The organism is Spirillospora sp. CA-294931, assembly GCF_050946795.1.
Classification (GTDB): Bacteria; Actinomycetota; Actinomycetes; order Streptosporangiales; family Streptosporangiaceae; genus Spirillospora.
Genome location: NZ_CP192006.1, coordinates 8,559,633 through 8,572,086 on the forward strand (window position 1 = coordinate 8,559,633; position 12,454 = coordinate 8,572,086).

The 12,454-nt window shown below is 68.8% G+C and carries 14 protein-coding genes; 8 read left to right on the forward strand and 6 right to left on the reverse strand.

Annotated features, from left to right (window positions below; genetic code table 11):
• Positions 1 to 152: 152 nt before the first annotated feature.
• Both ACQPY4_RS38845 and ACQPY4_RS38850 read left to right on the forward strand, forming a co-directional pair.
• Entirely contained in the window at positions 153 to 473 is a 321-nt protein-coding gene (locus ACQPY4_RS38845; protein WP_433329869.1) for a hypothetical protein, read from the forward strand.
• A 250-nt stretch (positions 474 to 723) separates the two neighbouring features.
• Entirely contained in the window at positions 724 to 1,062 is a 339-nt protein-coding gene (locus tag ACQPY4_RS38850) for a hypothetical protein (protein ID WP_433329871.1), read from the forward strand.
• Between the two features lie 46 nt (positions 1,063 to 1,108).
• On the opposite strand, the gene ACQPY4_RS38855 is transcribed toward ACQPY4_RS38850, so the two are convergent.
• The 4 genes from ACQPY4_RS38855 to ACQPY4_RS38870 form a co-directional block, all read right to left on the reverse strand.
• On the reverse strand, positions 1,109 to 2,239 hold the full coding sequence (locus tag ACQPY4_RS38855; protein ID WP_433339210.1) for a cytochrome P450: 1,131 nt from the start codon (positions 2,237 to 2,239) through the stop codon (positions 1,109 to 1,111).
• Between the two features lie 226 nt (positions 2,240 to 2,465).
• The gene (locus ACQPY4_RS38860; RefSeq protein ID WP_433329873.1) at positions 2,466 to 4,100 is read right to left on the reverse strand and encodes an SAM-dependent methyltransferase; all 1,635 of its coding nucleotides are present in this window, start codon (positions 4,098 to 4,100) and stop codon (positions 2,466 to 2,468) included.
• A 453-nt stretch (positions 4,101 to 4,553) separates the two neighbouring features.
• Positions 4,554 to 4,754, reverse strand: coding sequence for a DUF397 domain-containing protein (locus ACQPY4_RS38865; RefSeq protein ID WP_433329875.1), 201 nt, complete (start codon positions 4,752 to 4,754; stop codon positions 4,554 to 4,556).
• Positions 4,754 to 5,587: a helix-turn-helix domain-containing protein gene (locus ACQPY4_RS38870; protein ID WP_433329877.1), complete on the reverse strand. Its 834-nt coding sequence runs from the start codon at positions 5,585 to 5,587 to the stop codon at positions 4,754 to 4,756. The genes ACQPY4_RS38865 and ACQPY4_RS38870 overlap by 1 nt, the downstream gene beginning before the upstream one ends.
• Positions 5,588 to 5,714: 127 nt before the next feature.
• Between ACQPY4_RS38870 and ACQPY4_RS38875 the strand changes: the two genes are divergently transcribed.
• A complete protein-coding gene (locus ACQPY4_RS38875; protein ID WP_433339212.1) occupies positions 5,715 to 6,161 on the forward strand; it encodes an ATP-binding protein in 447 nt (148 codons plus the stop codon).
• A 216-nt stretch (positions 6,162 to 6,377) separates the two neighbouring features.
• On the opposite strand, the gene ACQPY4_RS38880 is transcribed toward ACQPY4_RS38875, so the two are convergent.
• A complete protein-coding gene (locus tag ACQPY4_RS38880) occupies positions 6,378 to 6,911 on the reverse strand; it encodes an NUDIX hydrolase (protein WP_433329879.1) in 534 nt (177 codons plus the stop codon).
• Between the two features lie 42 nt (positions 6,912 to 6,953).
• The gene (locus tag ACQPY4_RS38885) at positions 6,954 to 8,282 is read right to left on the reverse strand and encodes a transcriptional regulator (RefSeq protein ID WP_433329881.1); all 1,329 of its coding nucleotides are present in this window, start codon (positions 8,280 to 8,282) and stop codon (positions 6,954 to 6,956) included.
• 449 nt (positions 8,283 to 8,731) lie between these two features.
• On the opposite strand from ACQPY4_RS38885, the gene ACQPY4_RS38890 reads away from it, so the two are divergent.
• From ACQPY4_RS38890 to ACQPY4_RS38910, 5 genes are all read left to right on the forward strand, one after another.
• Positions 8,732 to 9,010 carry a hypothetical protein gene (locus ACQPY4_RS38890; protein WP_433329883.1) on the forward strand — a complete coding sequence of 93 codons (279 nt, stop codon included), beginning with the start codon at positions 8,732 to 8,734 and terminating at the stop codon, positions 9,008 to 9,010.
• Positions 8,994 to 9,359, forward strand: coding sequence for a hypothetical protein (locus tag ACQPY4_RS38895; protein WP_433329885.1), 366 nt, complete (start codon positions 8,994 to 8,996; stop codon positions 9,357 to 9,359). Before ACQPY4_RS38890 ends, ACQPY4_RS38895 begins: the two co-directional genes overlap by 17 nt.
• 207 nt (positions 9,360 to 9,566) lie before the next feature.
• Positions 9,567 to 9,770, forward strand: coding sequence for a hypothetical protein (locus ACQPY4_RS38900; RefSeq protein ID WP_433329887.1), 204 nt, complete (start codon positions 9,567 to 9,569; stop codon positions 9,768 to 9,770).
• A gap of 349 nt (positions 9,771 to 10,119) precedes the next feature.
• Positions 10,120 to 11,187, forward strand: coding sequence for a helix-turn-helix transcriptional regulator (locus tag ACQPY4_RS38905; protein ID WP_433329889.1), 1,068 nt, complete (start codon positions 10,120 to 10,122; stop codon positions 11,185 to 11,187).
• A gap of 103 nt (positions 11,188 to 11,290) precedes the next feature.
• The gene (locus ACQPY4_RS38910; protein ID WP_433329891.1) at positions 11,291 to 12,181 is read left to right on the forward strand and encodes a hypothetical protein; all 891 of its coding nucleotides are present in this window, start codon (positions 11,291 to 11,293) and stop codon (positions 12,179 to 12,181) included.
• Positions 12,182 to 12,454 lie beyond the last annotated feature (273 nt).

Below are 12,454 nucleotides of genomic sequence, written 5' to 3' on the forward strand. Positions count from 1 at the left end.
GAAAAAGGGTTGCGCATGCACCTGGGAACTATTACGATACTGAGTATCGAAACAACTCAATAGTGGACCGCCCCCGAGGGGCGGACATCGGGGCCTCCCCGGACCGGCGCGAGCGCCGGGGCCACCGCTTCCACCAACAAGGGAGGCACCCCATGTCCATCACCTTCACCACCACCCTCGGCGGCCCGGAGCTCAACATGGCCAACGGCAACGCCGCTGACCTGATGAAACTCCTGGGACTTCCCGTCGAGGCGTGGGGCGAGGCTCCGGCCGAGGATCTCCTCGGAAGGATCCTCCTCACCCAGGCCCTGCTCGACGTCGCCACCGACGACGAGCGCGGCAAGCCGACCGTCACCGACGGCCGGTGGACCGACTGGGGCCGCCCGCCCGGCTACATGGCCGGGCGGCTGGCCGAACTCCAGGAGGTCGCCACCTGGGCACACCACCACCACGTGGACGTGATCTGGGACTGAGTCCCACACGTCCCACCAGGGGCCGCCCTCACCGGCGGCCCCTGGTGGCGCCCGAACTTCTGCGCCCCCGGGGGGCGGTCCATGCCCAAGCCTCTTCAACCCCCAGGAGCAACGCCGTGCGGGTGTGCGCTTCCCGCTCGCGCCACGCGCGGGTCGCGGACGGTTCCTCGTGCGGGCTGCCCGTGTACGCGATGGGCCAGTAGTCTCACGGCATGGACCGCGAGCAGAAGCCGAGGCGGGCGAGGCTCCGATGAGCCAGGACGGCCCGCTCATCTCCAGGCCCGAGCGGACGTTCACCGCCCTGCGTGACGCAGTGGCGGCCGTGGCCCCTCAACGCCTTCCGGAGTTCTTCGAGAAGATGCAAGGTGCCTTCGTCCGTGCGGGCGAGGAGGACAGCGGCACCCCGATCCACATGTTCTACCGGGAATGGGCCGCCGTCATCGAGATCGAGCGCTTCCCCCACGCCGCGGCCCGTCTCCATGCCGCAGAGCGAGCGATCGACAGCCAAGACCCGAACATCCGTAACGCCGCGATCCGCGAGGCAGGCGACATCGTCCGGGCGGCCCACCGCGAGATCGCTGGTGGCTGAACGAGCGAGAAGCATCAGCCTGCCAGCGACCGCAGAGAGAGACGGGCTAGGGCGACGGACGCCTGATCAGCAGGCTCTTTGGGCGGCGGATGGTGGTGGCGGCGCTGAACAGTACCGTTTCGGGGGGTTGGCCGAGCTCCAGGTCAGGCACCAGCCGCACCAGGGTCTCCAGGGCGACGTTCAGTTCCAGCCTGGCCAGCGGAGCGCCGAGGCAGAAGTGGGGGCCGGCGCCAAACGCTAGGTGGCGGTTGGCCCCCCGCCGCTGGAAGTCGATGCGGTTGGGCTCGGGAAAGGCGTCGGGGTCGCGGTTTCCGAGATCAGTTCCCGGGAGTACGAGGCTTCCAGCGGGGATTCGCACGCCGGCCAGTTCGGTGTCGCTGACGGCACGGCGCGGCAGGGTGCTGTCGAGCATGGACACCGGGATGGTGCGTAGCATCTCCTCCACCGCCGTCGCGATGCGCGTGGGGTGGTCGACGAGTTCCTGATAGAGCAGTTGGCCGTCGGCGTTGTGTGCGGTGAGGAGGCGCAGGAGCGAGCTCGACAGGATCGCAGCGGTCGTTTCCCACCCGGCGACGACGAGGGTGGCAGCGAACAGGGCGATCCGCACTTGGAGGTCGTGAGCGTCGCCGGGCTCGGCTGCGATGAGGGCCGCTCCGTTGACGGCGATGGCCCCAAGGACGTCGCTGGGCCTGTCAGGGTGGGCGAGCCGGTCGGCGATGTGTTCGCCCATGTAGGCGACCATCTCCTCGACAGCGCTGCGGCTGTCGGCGTCGCTGGTGTCAGGGTGGATGGACAGGTACCGGTCGCCCCACCCGGCGAAGCGGAGACGGTCGGCCGGAGGGATGCCCATGATCTCTCCGATGACCTGGAGCGTCAGAGGAAGTGCGAGCATCTCAACCGCGTCGGCCGTGCCGTCGGCGAACATGTCGCGGACCAGTTGGTCGGTGAGGGCCTCCACTGCCCGGCGGACGCGCGCCATTCGGGCGGGGGCGAAGGCGTTGCCAAGAAGGCCGCGCATACGGCGCAGCTCGTCGCCGTCCATCGCGGCGACGGTGGCTGCGGTCGAGGGGAAGTGGTCGATGCCGTCAGCGCCCGCGCGGCGGAAGGTGGCCTCGTTCTGCAGGATGCGGCGGACCTCAGCGTGCCCCTTGACCAGGTAGGCGACCTCCGAGGGCATCTGCACCTGGGTGACGGTGGCGAGCCCCTCGTACTCGGGGGCGAGCCTCAGCGGGTCATGTCCAGGCGGGAAACTGGTCCCCGCAGGGGGGATGTCCTGGCGTGGGGCGGGGAATCGAGGGCAGCCGGTCAGGGGGGATTGCGGTGTGTGAGCCACGGTGTTCCTCGTCGTCTCAGACCTGGGCCCTCTGCTGCAGGTCAAGGATTTGTCACACCCCGGCGGTGTGTCAACGCTTGATGGTCAGGACGCCGTAGTAGAGCCAGGGGTCCCGGCGTTCGACCTGCCGGTCCGGGGGCAGGTTCGCGGCGAGCAGCCGGTAGACGTCGGTGATTCCGGGGGGCTGGATCTCCAGGCCATCAGGGATGAGTGCCTCGAACTCGGCGCGGCTGCGCGACACCACCGGCATCTTCGCCAGGTCGTCCTGGGCAAAGAATGCGGTGAGCTGCCGCCGGACCACGGGCGACATGTCATCGCGGATGTTGATCGACATCGCGACGATCGATCCCGGCGCGAGCTCGTCGATGACCAACTGGTACAGGCTCTTCACGTCGCGTGCGATGGGGATGAGGTTGAGGTTGTAGGTGTCGATCATCAAGGTCGGGGCGCGCTCGGCGAGAGGGCGATCGAGTTGCAGGATCTCGCGGACCTCGGGCACCTGCATGAGCTTCTCGGGCTGTGCCATGGTGGCGTGGACGCAGTCGACGTGCGGGTCGTGCTGATGCAGTCGGCTGGCGTGTTTGACCAGGGCCTGGTCGTAGTGGGTGTACACCACGCGGGTTCCGCCGGGGCTGACGCGGCGTGCGACGCTGTGCAGCGTGTGGGGCAGCGGTTCGGCCAGGACGAGGATCTTGCCGATGCCGCGCTCGGCGGCCTTGCGGGCCGCGTGCTCGGCGAACAGGCTGGCCTCCTCCGACATCACCACGATGTGGGGAACGATCGTGCGGACGACGACGATCGCGGCCCGGTCGGCCGCGGTGGTGTAGGCGTCGGGCCCGGTGTCCATGCTGTGGTGGTGGCTGCTGATGCGCCCGAGCGAGGTCCCTGTTCCTCCGCCGGAGGCCGCCACGGCTTGGTCTGCTGGTAGGACCGGCGGGGGCACCACCTCGAGCAGGGACGTGTCGGAATCGTCGAGGATCTTGGCGCGGATCTGGCTCACCTCTGGTCCTGGCTGGTGCCCCAGGAACGCGGCGAGGTCGTCGTAGAGGGCCAGGGCTTCAGCGACGCGCTGTTCGCGGTACAGCGCAGTCATCAGCAGGGCGCGCAGGTGTTCCCAGCCGGTGTGGTCACGGACCAGGTCGGGGAGCCAGGCGATGGTCGCCCGGTGATCGCCCAGTGCGAGCTGCAGCTCGGCGAGTTGGCTCGCGCCTTGCAGGTAGTCGGTGACGATGCCGTCGCGCAGGGCCCGCATGGCCAGCGTGTCGGGCAGTTCTTCCAGCGCGCCCAGGGAGCACATGGCCAAGGGGGCCGGGAGCGCGAGCGCGGCCGCGCGGGGGTCGATGGTGGAGAGGCGTGAGCAGGCGGTCAGCATCTCCCACCAGACCCACAGATCGACGCGTTCGCCCTCCCAGATCCGGAACTGGTAGCCGGCCGGGTCCTTGGACCGGATGATGCGGTCGTCACCGAGCGGGAGCCGCATGCGGGACACCGCTGTGCGCAGCGAGCCGCGTTTGCTGGTGTCACCGTCCCAGAGTCGATCCAGGAGCTGGTGGTCACGTACGAGATGCGTGCCCGGCGCGTCTGCGAGCATCGCGAAGACGAGGTGGCCTTGCTGTTGGGGAAGTTTGATGAGCTGGTCCCGGCTGGACACACTTATCCCCTTCAGGAGAGTGACCTCCAGCTCAGGCACCTGCGCCTCGTCCATCAATGTCTCCTCCCCTGGCAAATGGGCACCGTAACGCCGTTTCGGGCATGCCGCGCAAGACGACTGGCGCGATCCCTATTTCAAATAGTCAGATTCGCTGGTCAGGTCGCGTTCTGTGACCGTTTTTGGCCAGTCAGATGGGCGCTCACTGCCGATGTAGCTGGGGATCTCCCACGCTCTGCACGTTCGGTCACCAGGCAGGGATTGACTGGAAAGTGACAGGTGCACAGTCAGTAAGCGACGGGCAAGTGGCGCCGCCTACGGTCTCCAACACGAGCCAGCGGTGGCCGTCAGAGACCCGACATCGGTGCCCCTCTGCTGCAGCGGCCGCCGCTGGCCGACAACTCCACAGTGGATACTTCAGGCGTCCTGGCCGGCTCAAAGCCAGGTGCCGGGCTTGGGGCTGCTCCTCGGTCTCGCAGTCCAGGGAGCAGCCCCGATCAGTTGCGGCGATCAGACCGTGTAGGCGCCTGCCCGGATGTCGCGGGCGAACAGCTCCCATGCCTCGCGCCCGAAAATCAGCGCAGGGCCTGGGTCTTTGGAGTCCCGAACGGCGACGACGCCAGGCATGGCTGCGACCTCGACGCAGTCCTCTCCGCTGGCGCTACTGCGGTTGCTCTTGCGCCATGCGGCGTTGGTCAGATCGGTGATCATCACGCTTCCTTTACCAGCCGGGACAACAGGTCCAGGCTTCGCTCCACGGACAGGGCTGCGTCCCTCACGCAGCACCAGGTCACCGTAATGCGCTCGACCTCTCCCGGGGCCTCCAGGTAGACCGCGCCGCCCGCGCTTTCGATGTAGGGGACGTCGGGATCCTCATCCTCGAACGAGAGGATCACGAAACGGCCATCGAGGCCGGGATGTGCACCCGCCTCGAACGGCATGATCCGCAGATCTACGTGCGGCTGGCGCGCGATCTGCTCCAGGTGCTCAAGCTGGCTGCGCATGACGTCGGGCCCGCCGATCTGTCGGCGTAGCACCGATTCGTCGAGGACCGCCCACAGGTGCGGAGGGTGCTCGCGGGCCAGGAGGGTACGGCGCAGCATCCGGGCCTGCACTCGGCGTTCGATGGAATCTCGGGGTGCACCGCGAGCGGTGCCGCCAGTGAGCAGCGCGCGGGCGTATGCCTCGTTTTGGAGCAGCCCAGGCACCACGGCGTCCTGCCAGGTCTGGATACCGCTGGCCCCGTCCTCCAGGGCCGCGTAGCTGCTCGGGAAGACGTCGTTGTAGGCGGTCCACCATCCGGCGGCGGGGCTGCCGAGCGCGAGCTGCAGGAGCCGTTCGCGGTCGTCGTCGCTGACCCGGTAGAGGTCCAGGAGTTGCCGTACGGCGTCCTCGACGTCCTTGGTGCGGGCAGCTTCGATACGTCCGACGGTGGGCTGGCTCCAGCCGAGCTCGGCGGCGACGTCCCGCTGGCTCAGCCCCAAGCCCTTGCGGATCATCTCGAGCTCACGGCCGAGTCGGCGGCGGTGCCGCAGGGTTGCCATGCCCCCATTTTGGCAGCAGCGCCCACGGACGTCCGAGCTTCTTGCATCTAACACAGTTCTAGTATTTCAATCATTGTGATCTTGTATGATACAGATGCATACTGTTGCTCCGTCTCATCGGAGAGTGATGGTCATGGTCTCGCAGCCGGTCGCATCAGAGCTGGATGAGCACGACCTGCTCATCCACGAGTTCGAGGGTCGCACGGAGCTGGTCCCGGAGATTCGAGCATTGGCCCGCACAAAGCTCGCCTCTCGCCTGTCCGGATGGCCGGACCTCGTCTACGACGTCACGCTCGCCCTCACCGAACTGATGTCCAACGCCATCCGCCACTCACTCAGCGGCAGCGACAGCGGTCATGTCCGAGTCGCGATCCGCCTGCTCGACGGGCCCGCCGTACGGGTCGAAGTCAGCGACGATGGCAGCGAGACGACTCCCCTCCCGAACGCCGCCCCAGAGGGCGCGACCTGCGGGCGTGGCCTTCATGTGGTCGACGCCCTGAGCGAGTCCTGGGGCGTCCGAACCGGCCCTCGCCCAGTGGTGTGGGCGGTGTTCACGCCCGGCGCAAGGGCCTGAGAACGAGGGCGTGCGACCCCGCACGCACGCCCCACACGCGCGGCGGTCTCTTCGGAACCAAATGCCCCGGCCCCGGGAGGCCGCCGCGCCCTGTGCCACGGAGAGGACGGCCGTGCGGGTGGCCGATGGTGCTGCTGGGGCCGTCGGCCGCTACCGTCCCCTCCCACCCTGAGTCCTGCGGCGCCAGGGCGCCCCGCGCGTCCTGGCGCCGCAGGCTCACCCCTGGCGCAGTTTCGCCCACGCGTACAGCAGCGCGGCCATGCTGGTCCCGCTGCTGACCGCGCCCTCGCCGATCAAGTCCACGATCTTGCCCAACGGCACCCATTCGATCCGCTCGGCCTCCCAGTCCTCGGCAGGCTCTCCCACGTGGGTCGCGCCGTTGGCCAGGAAGATCGTGTGGGTGCTGTCGCTGATCCCTGGGGACGGGTGGACAACGGTGAGCGGCCGCATCGGCCCGGGCCGCCACCCGGTCTCCTCCTCGACCTCGCGGGCCGCAGCGACCGCCGGGCCCTCGCCGGGTTTGATCCCGCCGATCGGGATCTCCCACCCCCACGCGTCGGTGATGAACCGGTGCCGCCACTCCAGCAGCACCCGCTGCTGCTCGTCGACCACGACCGCGCCAGCGCCCTGCTCGGTCCGGATCAACCGGTGTTGAAGGTGGCGGCCGCCGGTGATCTCCACGTCGGCGACACGGATGTCCAGCCACTGGTCGGTGTAGAGCGGCGTCTCGGAGTGGACCGTCCAGCGCATGCGGGCATCCCCCTGGTGGTCGGCGGTCGTTTCGCCGTCACGCTACCGGGGAGCTCGGAGCTGGTCTGCGGCGCGCTCGCGGAACTCCCGTGCCGCGGCGGTGCCCTGTCCACGTAGATCTTGGGCCAGGTCCCGCACGCGGTCGTCGAGGCGGCCTGACTCCATGCCTTCGGTGATGTCCAGGACCTGGTGGCCGACGGCGGCCGCGTGTTCTGCGTCGCCGCGCTGGCCGATGACCTGGGCGAGCGTGGCGAGCCGGTGCGCCTTGCCGCGCAGGTGCGTCCCATCAGAGGCTCGCACGGACTCCTCTGCGTAGGTCTGCGCCGCCGTCAAATCGCCTAGGCGGCGCAGGATATCTGCGGCCTGTGTCGCGACGAGGCCGGGTTGGACGTAGCCGGTCTCGGGTGGTTCATTCTCGGGGCGGATGGTGATCCGCTCAGCTTCGGTCATGTGCCGGTGGCAGGAGCGCGGGTCTCCAAGACGGGCGTATGCCTTGGCCTGCAACGTGTTGAGGTCGACGACGAGAGCTGGCGAGAGGTGGCCCTGGGCGCCCCTCAGCGCGGTCTGGGCGTACTGCAGGACGAGCCGGTGGTTGCCCTGGTACATGGCCTGGTTGGCTAGGAGTGCCACGACGTAGCCGCCGAATTCACGGTGGCCGGAAGCCTTGGCCATCCGCAGCGCGTGCACCAGGTAGCGCTGTGCCAGCGGTTGCAGGTCGGAGTCGTACGCCGAGATGCCCGATAGTGCGACGAGGCCGCCGACTGCCCGGAAGAGCTCGCGGCCAACCTCGTCGCTATAGGTCCCGCGTAGGAGCGGAGCGGCGTGGTGGTTCAGGAACGCGACGACGCGGGGCCGGACGGGCTGGCCGCCGACCCGCCGGTACATCAGCTCGTAGCGCGCGCGGGCCTGGCGAAGCTGGTCGACCTCGGTCCGGCCGACTGCGCGCTGCCCGCGATGGGACACATCAAGGTCTTCAGGCGGATTCTCCCAAGCGAACGCCGGCCCCGTGGCCGCGCTCCCCCGCAGCAGCCGGGTGCCCGCGACGAACTCCGAACCCTTGTGATCGCCGCGCCACAGAGCAGCGGCCCGGTCAAGCGCCGCAGGCAGCGGCATATCGGACAGGTCGTCCTCGCCCCGGGCCATGCCGATGTCGGAGAGAGTCAGGGCTCGCCCGAGCCGTTCCGACAGCACCGCGCAGATCAGGTTGGGGACCTCGCCGCGCGGGACGGCGCTGTCGCAGATCCAGCGACGAACCGAGGCGTGGTCGTAGCGGCTCGTGCCGCGCAGGTTCACGCGGCTGGCCAGCCCTGCGTGGGAGATCCCGGCCTCGTCCAGGAGCGCGTCGAGGAGGAGGTTCGGCTCGGCGCCCATGACTCTCCCATCACCCGCCCAACACTCGCAGTGTAAGAGCAGGTGAAGCCGCACGGGAGGCCGCGCACGCAATCCCTTCACACCCCGTGTGAAGTCAGCACGTGAACCCGCTCGCTTCACCCCTGCCCAGCCCTGCCGAGCACCCGCTTGGCTGTGACCTGCCCACTCATTCAGAAAGGAGGCTCGCTAATGGACGCCGACAAGGAGCTGCACCAACTCCGTGTCAACCACCCTGCGTGGTCGGCTTGGCACCACGAGAGCGCTGGCGGGTCCACCTGGTGGGCGACCCGTCGGCGCTTGCTCACGCATGCCGAGACGCTCCGTGGCCTGCGCCACCAACTGGCTAGTCCAACTTCCGAAGCTCTTCGAGCCGAACTCGAACAGCAGGCCCGCCTCGAGAACGCTGGCGCTCAGACCAACAACCCCGCCTCGGCGGCGAGCATCACGTGATGAACGAGCGGCAGGTCACGCCCCCCGAGATCCACCAATTCACCGTCACTGGAATGGACGGGAATTGGCGAGCGGTTCCGAAATACGAGATCACGCCGTTCATGGCCAGCGCTGGGTGCGTCGAAGCGGTGTACGCCGACGACCCAGACGATCTGCATCTGCAATGCATGAAGGAGCGAATCCGCGTGGACATGATCCGCGCGGCCGAGGAGCTCCAGTGCCAGGACGAGCAGATCCGCGCAGGACGGGGGACGGTGCGACATGCGCGCGGTCGATGACCTGGAACAGCTCGCCTTGGCCATGAGCTCCGCAGGCTGGCAGAGCCGACTCCTTCGGGATGATCACCCTCCGGTTCTGCGGGTGTGGCACCCCTCCGTCCCCTCCGTCGGCGACACCATCACGGTGGCACCCGAAGCGCTCGGCCCAGGTAGCCAGCCATGGCACAAATCATCCACGGGGGAACTGGTCGGCCAATGCGCTGATCCACAGCGAACGGCCGCGCGCATTCAGGAACTGCTCGGCCCGCTTGTCGCGGCCATCGCCGGCTCCTCCTCTCCGGTCGAGCACGCGTTCCTCCTCCTCCTGTGGCGGCAGTCGCCGCAGGAGTTCAGGGACAAGTACCGATGACCATCGACCTCATGAACGTGGGCGCACGGGCCTGTGGTGGGATCACCCGCCGCGCCCACCTCCCGGGGAAGCCACACCTCGGGAGATCCGGACGGCCCTCGCTGCGGTCGTCCGAAGGCCCGGCTGCGGACCCTTGTGGACAACTGAGGGTCCGCGGCCGGGCACCTCACACCGATCGTCGTGCTCTCTTCCGGCAGGAGGCAGCTGATGTCCATCTCGGGATCAGGCGCGGGCATCCGCGACAACCACACCCCCGATCACGTTCCGATCGACGGTCCACTGCACGAGCTGCTGACCCAGGCCCTAGACGACGGCCCCGCCGCGCCCGGCACGGCCCGGCCCCCGCTTCTCCGTGCTGCCCTGGCCCGCTGGCGGGGCTTCCGGGACGCCGCCCGGCGCCCGACCTCATAGACCCCCACGGCCCCGGGCGCCATGCCGGGGAGGGAACGCCCCGGGCCGTGGGACCCCACGTGGCCGCCTCCGCCAGCGATCCCCCGTTGCTGGCGCAGCAGCGGCCACCAGGAGGGGGCGGGGCACGCAGAACGGCACCCCGCCGCCCCGCCCCCTCCTGCTCACCGCCGACGCCAGTAAGGAGACGCAACGGACCCCACGTCACCACCAGATCCCGCGCAACTCCGCAGCCTCGGGGCAAGGCAGTCGTCCTCTGGGCTGTGGACGCGGGGCGGACCCGCCCTGGGTGGGGTGCCAGCCCCGTCCTCCCTGGCAGCACTGGACGTTCCTCGACTAGGAGGCGAACATCGTGGCGCAGCAGCCCGGACCAGAACCAGCGCAATTGCCCGAGCCTCTCTTGCGCGCCCTGAAATGGCTGCTCGACGCTCGCGCCGACCCCGAGGCCAGCGTCCATGACATGGCGGACGCCGCAGGGCTGAGCCTCAAATGGCTGCAGATGCTGTGCCGCCGCCATCTCGGCCGCACACCGCAAGATCTCCTGCGCGCGGCCCGTCTCCACGCCGCACGGGAGGCGCTGGAAATGGGGGCGGGCAGCGTCAGGCAGATCGCGGCCCAACACGGCTACGCCAATCCGGGCCGCTTCGCCAAGGTCTACAACGGGGAATTTGGTGAACTGCCTTCTCGAACGCTCAGCCGTGCAACCGCGAAGGTCCAGATCCAGGCTGACGAGTTGCTCGCCAGGGTGATGGCTGACCCGTCGCTGGTGTGGGCGTACTCAGCCGCGGGTCCCGGCCCAGGCACCGCTCCCGTCGACGAGGTGCTCTATCTGGAGGACGGCGACGACACCTGCAGCGTCCTGTGGGTCCGACACCCCGGCTCATTCACCGGCACTACCGGGTCCTGGCTGGTCGGGAAGGGCAGCCACAGCACAAAGTTGGTGCGGCGCTGGGCCGACAAGGTGATGCACCTCGCGGACCTGGTCGAGGACAGCGGCACCGACTCCTGCACGATCCAGGCCCGGCTGTTGCGATGGAGCGCGGCGCACGGCCAGGCGGTGCTGTGGCGCAACGAGATGTTCGACGCGATCTTCGACCAGTACCCCGACGGCACTCCCCACGAGCTACACGACCTGGGCGACCTCACCGCGGACCGGATAGCTCAGGTCGCGGGCAGGGACCGTCCTGACATCGGCGCGCCGGGCTGGGACAGCTCCGGCTGGGCCTACGACCGCCCCCGTTCCCATCCGATCTTGGCCAGGCTCCGCTCACACGAGGACGGGCAGCGTTGGCGAGCCCAAGGGGATGAAGGTGTCCTCAGCGAGGTCACCGCCGAGATCGGTGGCCAGAGCCTCGCGGCCCACGAGACGGCACAGCCGGTATTGACCCCGGACACGGCGCACCCATCGGCGGAGACCTGACTCCCCACCGTTGCAACGCCGCTCCGAGGACGCTCGGCAGACGCCAGACAGGGCGCAAGCGGGGTCCTCAGGAGGAGCCACCAAGCAGAGAAAGAAGGAGAAGTTGAGTAACGAAGAGCAGGGTCCAGAGCCGCGCGATGGCCACGCCACCGGCGAGGGTGAACGGTCCTGGGCTGCGGCGCGGGTGATCCAGGAGGCGCTCTCGCGCCACGACGAGGCCATGCGCACGGCGGTCTCGGACGCGCTGGATCAGGCCAAGGTCGAGAAGGACGTTCGGCAACGGGTGTGGGCCGCTTTCGACAAGGTGTCGATCGAACACCTGTGGACCCTCGCCCTCCCAGACCCGCTGCCTTTGGACGCGTTGGATCTGATGCGCTGGCGGCTGGTCGTCCCGGCGCGCATGGGTGAGACCCAGGCGCTCTGGGAGATGTGCGAGGCCGTACGCCAGATGCACGAGCAGCTGCTCGACAACGCCAGGAACAACGCGTCCCAGGAGAACCAGGCACGCCAAGCCGGCGACCTGGAGCGCATGCAGGAATGCAGGATGCGGTCCACGATCTACGGCGGGGCGGCCGAATGCTTCACCGACTATGTGACGGATTCCCTCCGCATCTGGGACCAGTACAACACCGCCGAACGCCCGTCCGAGGTCATCTCCATAGGCGTCAGCCCCGGCACGCCAAAGGCACCACCGCCGCTGGACATGGGCGACCTCCGCGACCCGGAGGCCACGCCCAGGGAGCAACTGGTGGCGATGGTCGAGCAAGTCATCAGCGTGCGGGCGCACCTGGCCTGGTCGGCGATTCGGCGTCTCACCGAGGCCGATCAGGGCGGCGGCGGGTCACTTCGCCCTGATGAGGACCGGGCGGCGGCGAGCGCCATGGCGCAGGCTGCCGACCTGCTGGAGGCCGGGCTGGCAGCGGCTGCGGGCCGCTTCAAGGAGCTGGGGCGGCACGTAGTCGAGCACGGCCGGTGCCTGGACCAGGTGATCTGACCATGCGGGTTATGAACCTGGTCCCGGCGGGGCCATTCGCGGCCGCGTCCCGGCGCTGCCGGGGTCCGTGGTGAAAGTCCAGGTGCGGTGGATCAACCGCGGCACCTACGTGGTGGAGGCAGGCGAGGAGCAACTGCTCGAGCTGAGCGTCCACGGTGCCGGCTGGTGGAAGGCCACCTGGCCCACCGGCCGTCAGCAATGCCTCCAAGAGCAGCACGCCCCAAAGAGAACGGCGGAGCTGCAAGCGGCGTGTCGCCTCGCGGCCCGAATCAT

Coding starts and splice junctions, on each gene's coding strand:
- ACQPY4_RS38845 (WP_433329869.1), top strand. CDS start 153: ATGTCCATCACCTTCACCACCACCCTCGGCGGCCCGGAGCTCAACATG.
- ACQPY4_RS38850 (WP_433329871.1), top strand. CDS start 724: ATGAGCCAGGACGGCCCGCTCATCTCCAGGCCCGAGCGGACGTTCACC.
- ACQPY4_RS38855 (WP_433339210.1), bottom strand. CDS start 2,239: ATGCCCTCGGAGGTCGCCTACCTGGTCAAGGGGCACGCTGAGGTCCGC.
- ACQPY4_RS38860 (WP_433329873.1), bottom strand. CDS start 4,100: ATGGACGAGGCGCAGGTGCCTGAGCTGGAGGTCACTCTCCTGAAGGGG.
- ACQPY4_RS38865 (WP_433329875.1), bottom strand. CDS start 4,754: ATGATCACCGATCTGACCAACGCCGCATGGCGCAAGAGCAACCGCAGT.
- ACQPY4_RS38870 (WP_433329877.1), bottom strand. CDS start 5,587: ATGGCAACCCTGCGGCACCGCCGCCGACTCGGCCGTGAGCTCGAGATG.
- ACQPY4_RS38875 (WP_433339212.1), top strand. CDS start 5,715: ATGGTCATGGTCTCGCAGCCGGTCGCATCAGAGCTGGATGAGCACGAC.
- ACQPY4_RS38880 (WP_433329879.1), bottom strand. CDS start 6,911: ATGCGCTGGACGGTCCACTCCGAGACGCCGCTCTACACCGACCAGTGG.
- ACQPY4_RS38885 (WP_433329881.1), bottom strand. CDS start 8,282: ATGGGCGCCGAGCCGAACCTCCTCCTCGACGCGCTCCTGGACGAGGCC.
- ACQPY4_RS38890 (WP_433329883.1), top strand. CDS start 8,732: ATGAACGAGCGGCAGGTCACGCCCCCCGAGATCCACCAATTCACCGTC.
- ACQPY4_RS38895 (WP_433329885.1), top strand. CDS start 8,994: ATGCGCGCGGTCGATGACCTGGAACAGCTCGCCTTGGCCATGAGCTCC.
- ACQPY4_RS38900 (WP_433329887.1), top strand. CDS start 9,567: ATGTCCATCTCGGGATCAGGCGCGGGCATCCGCGACAACCACACCCCC.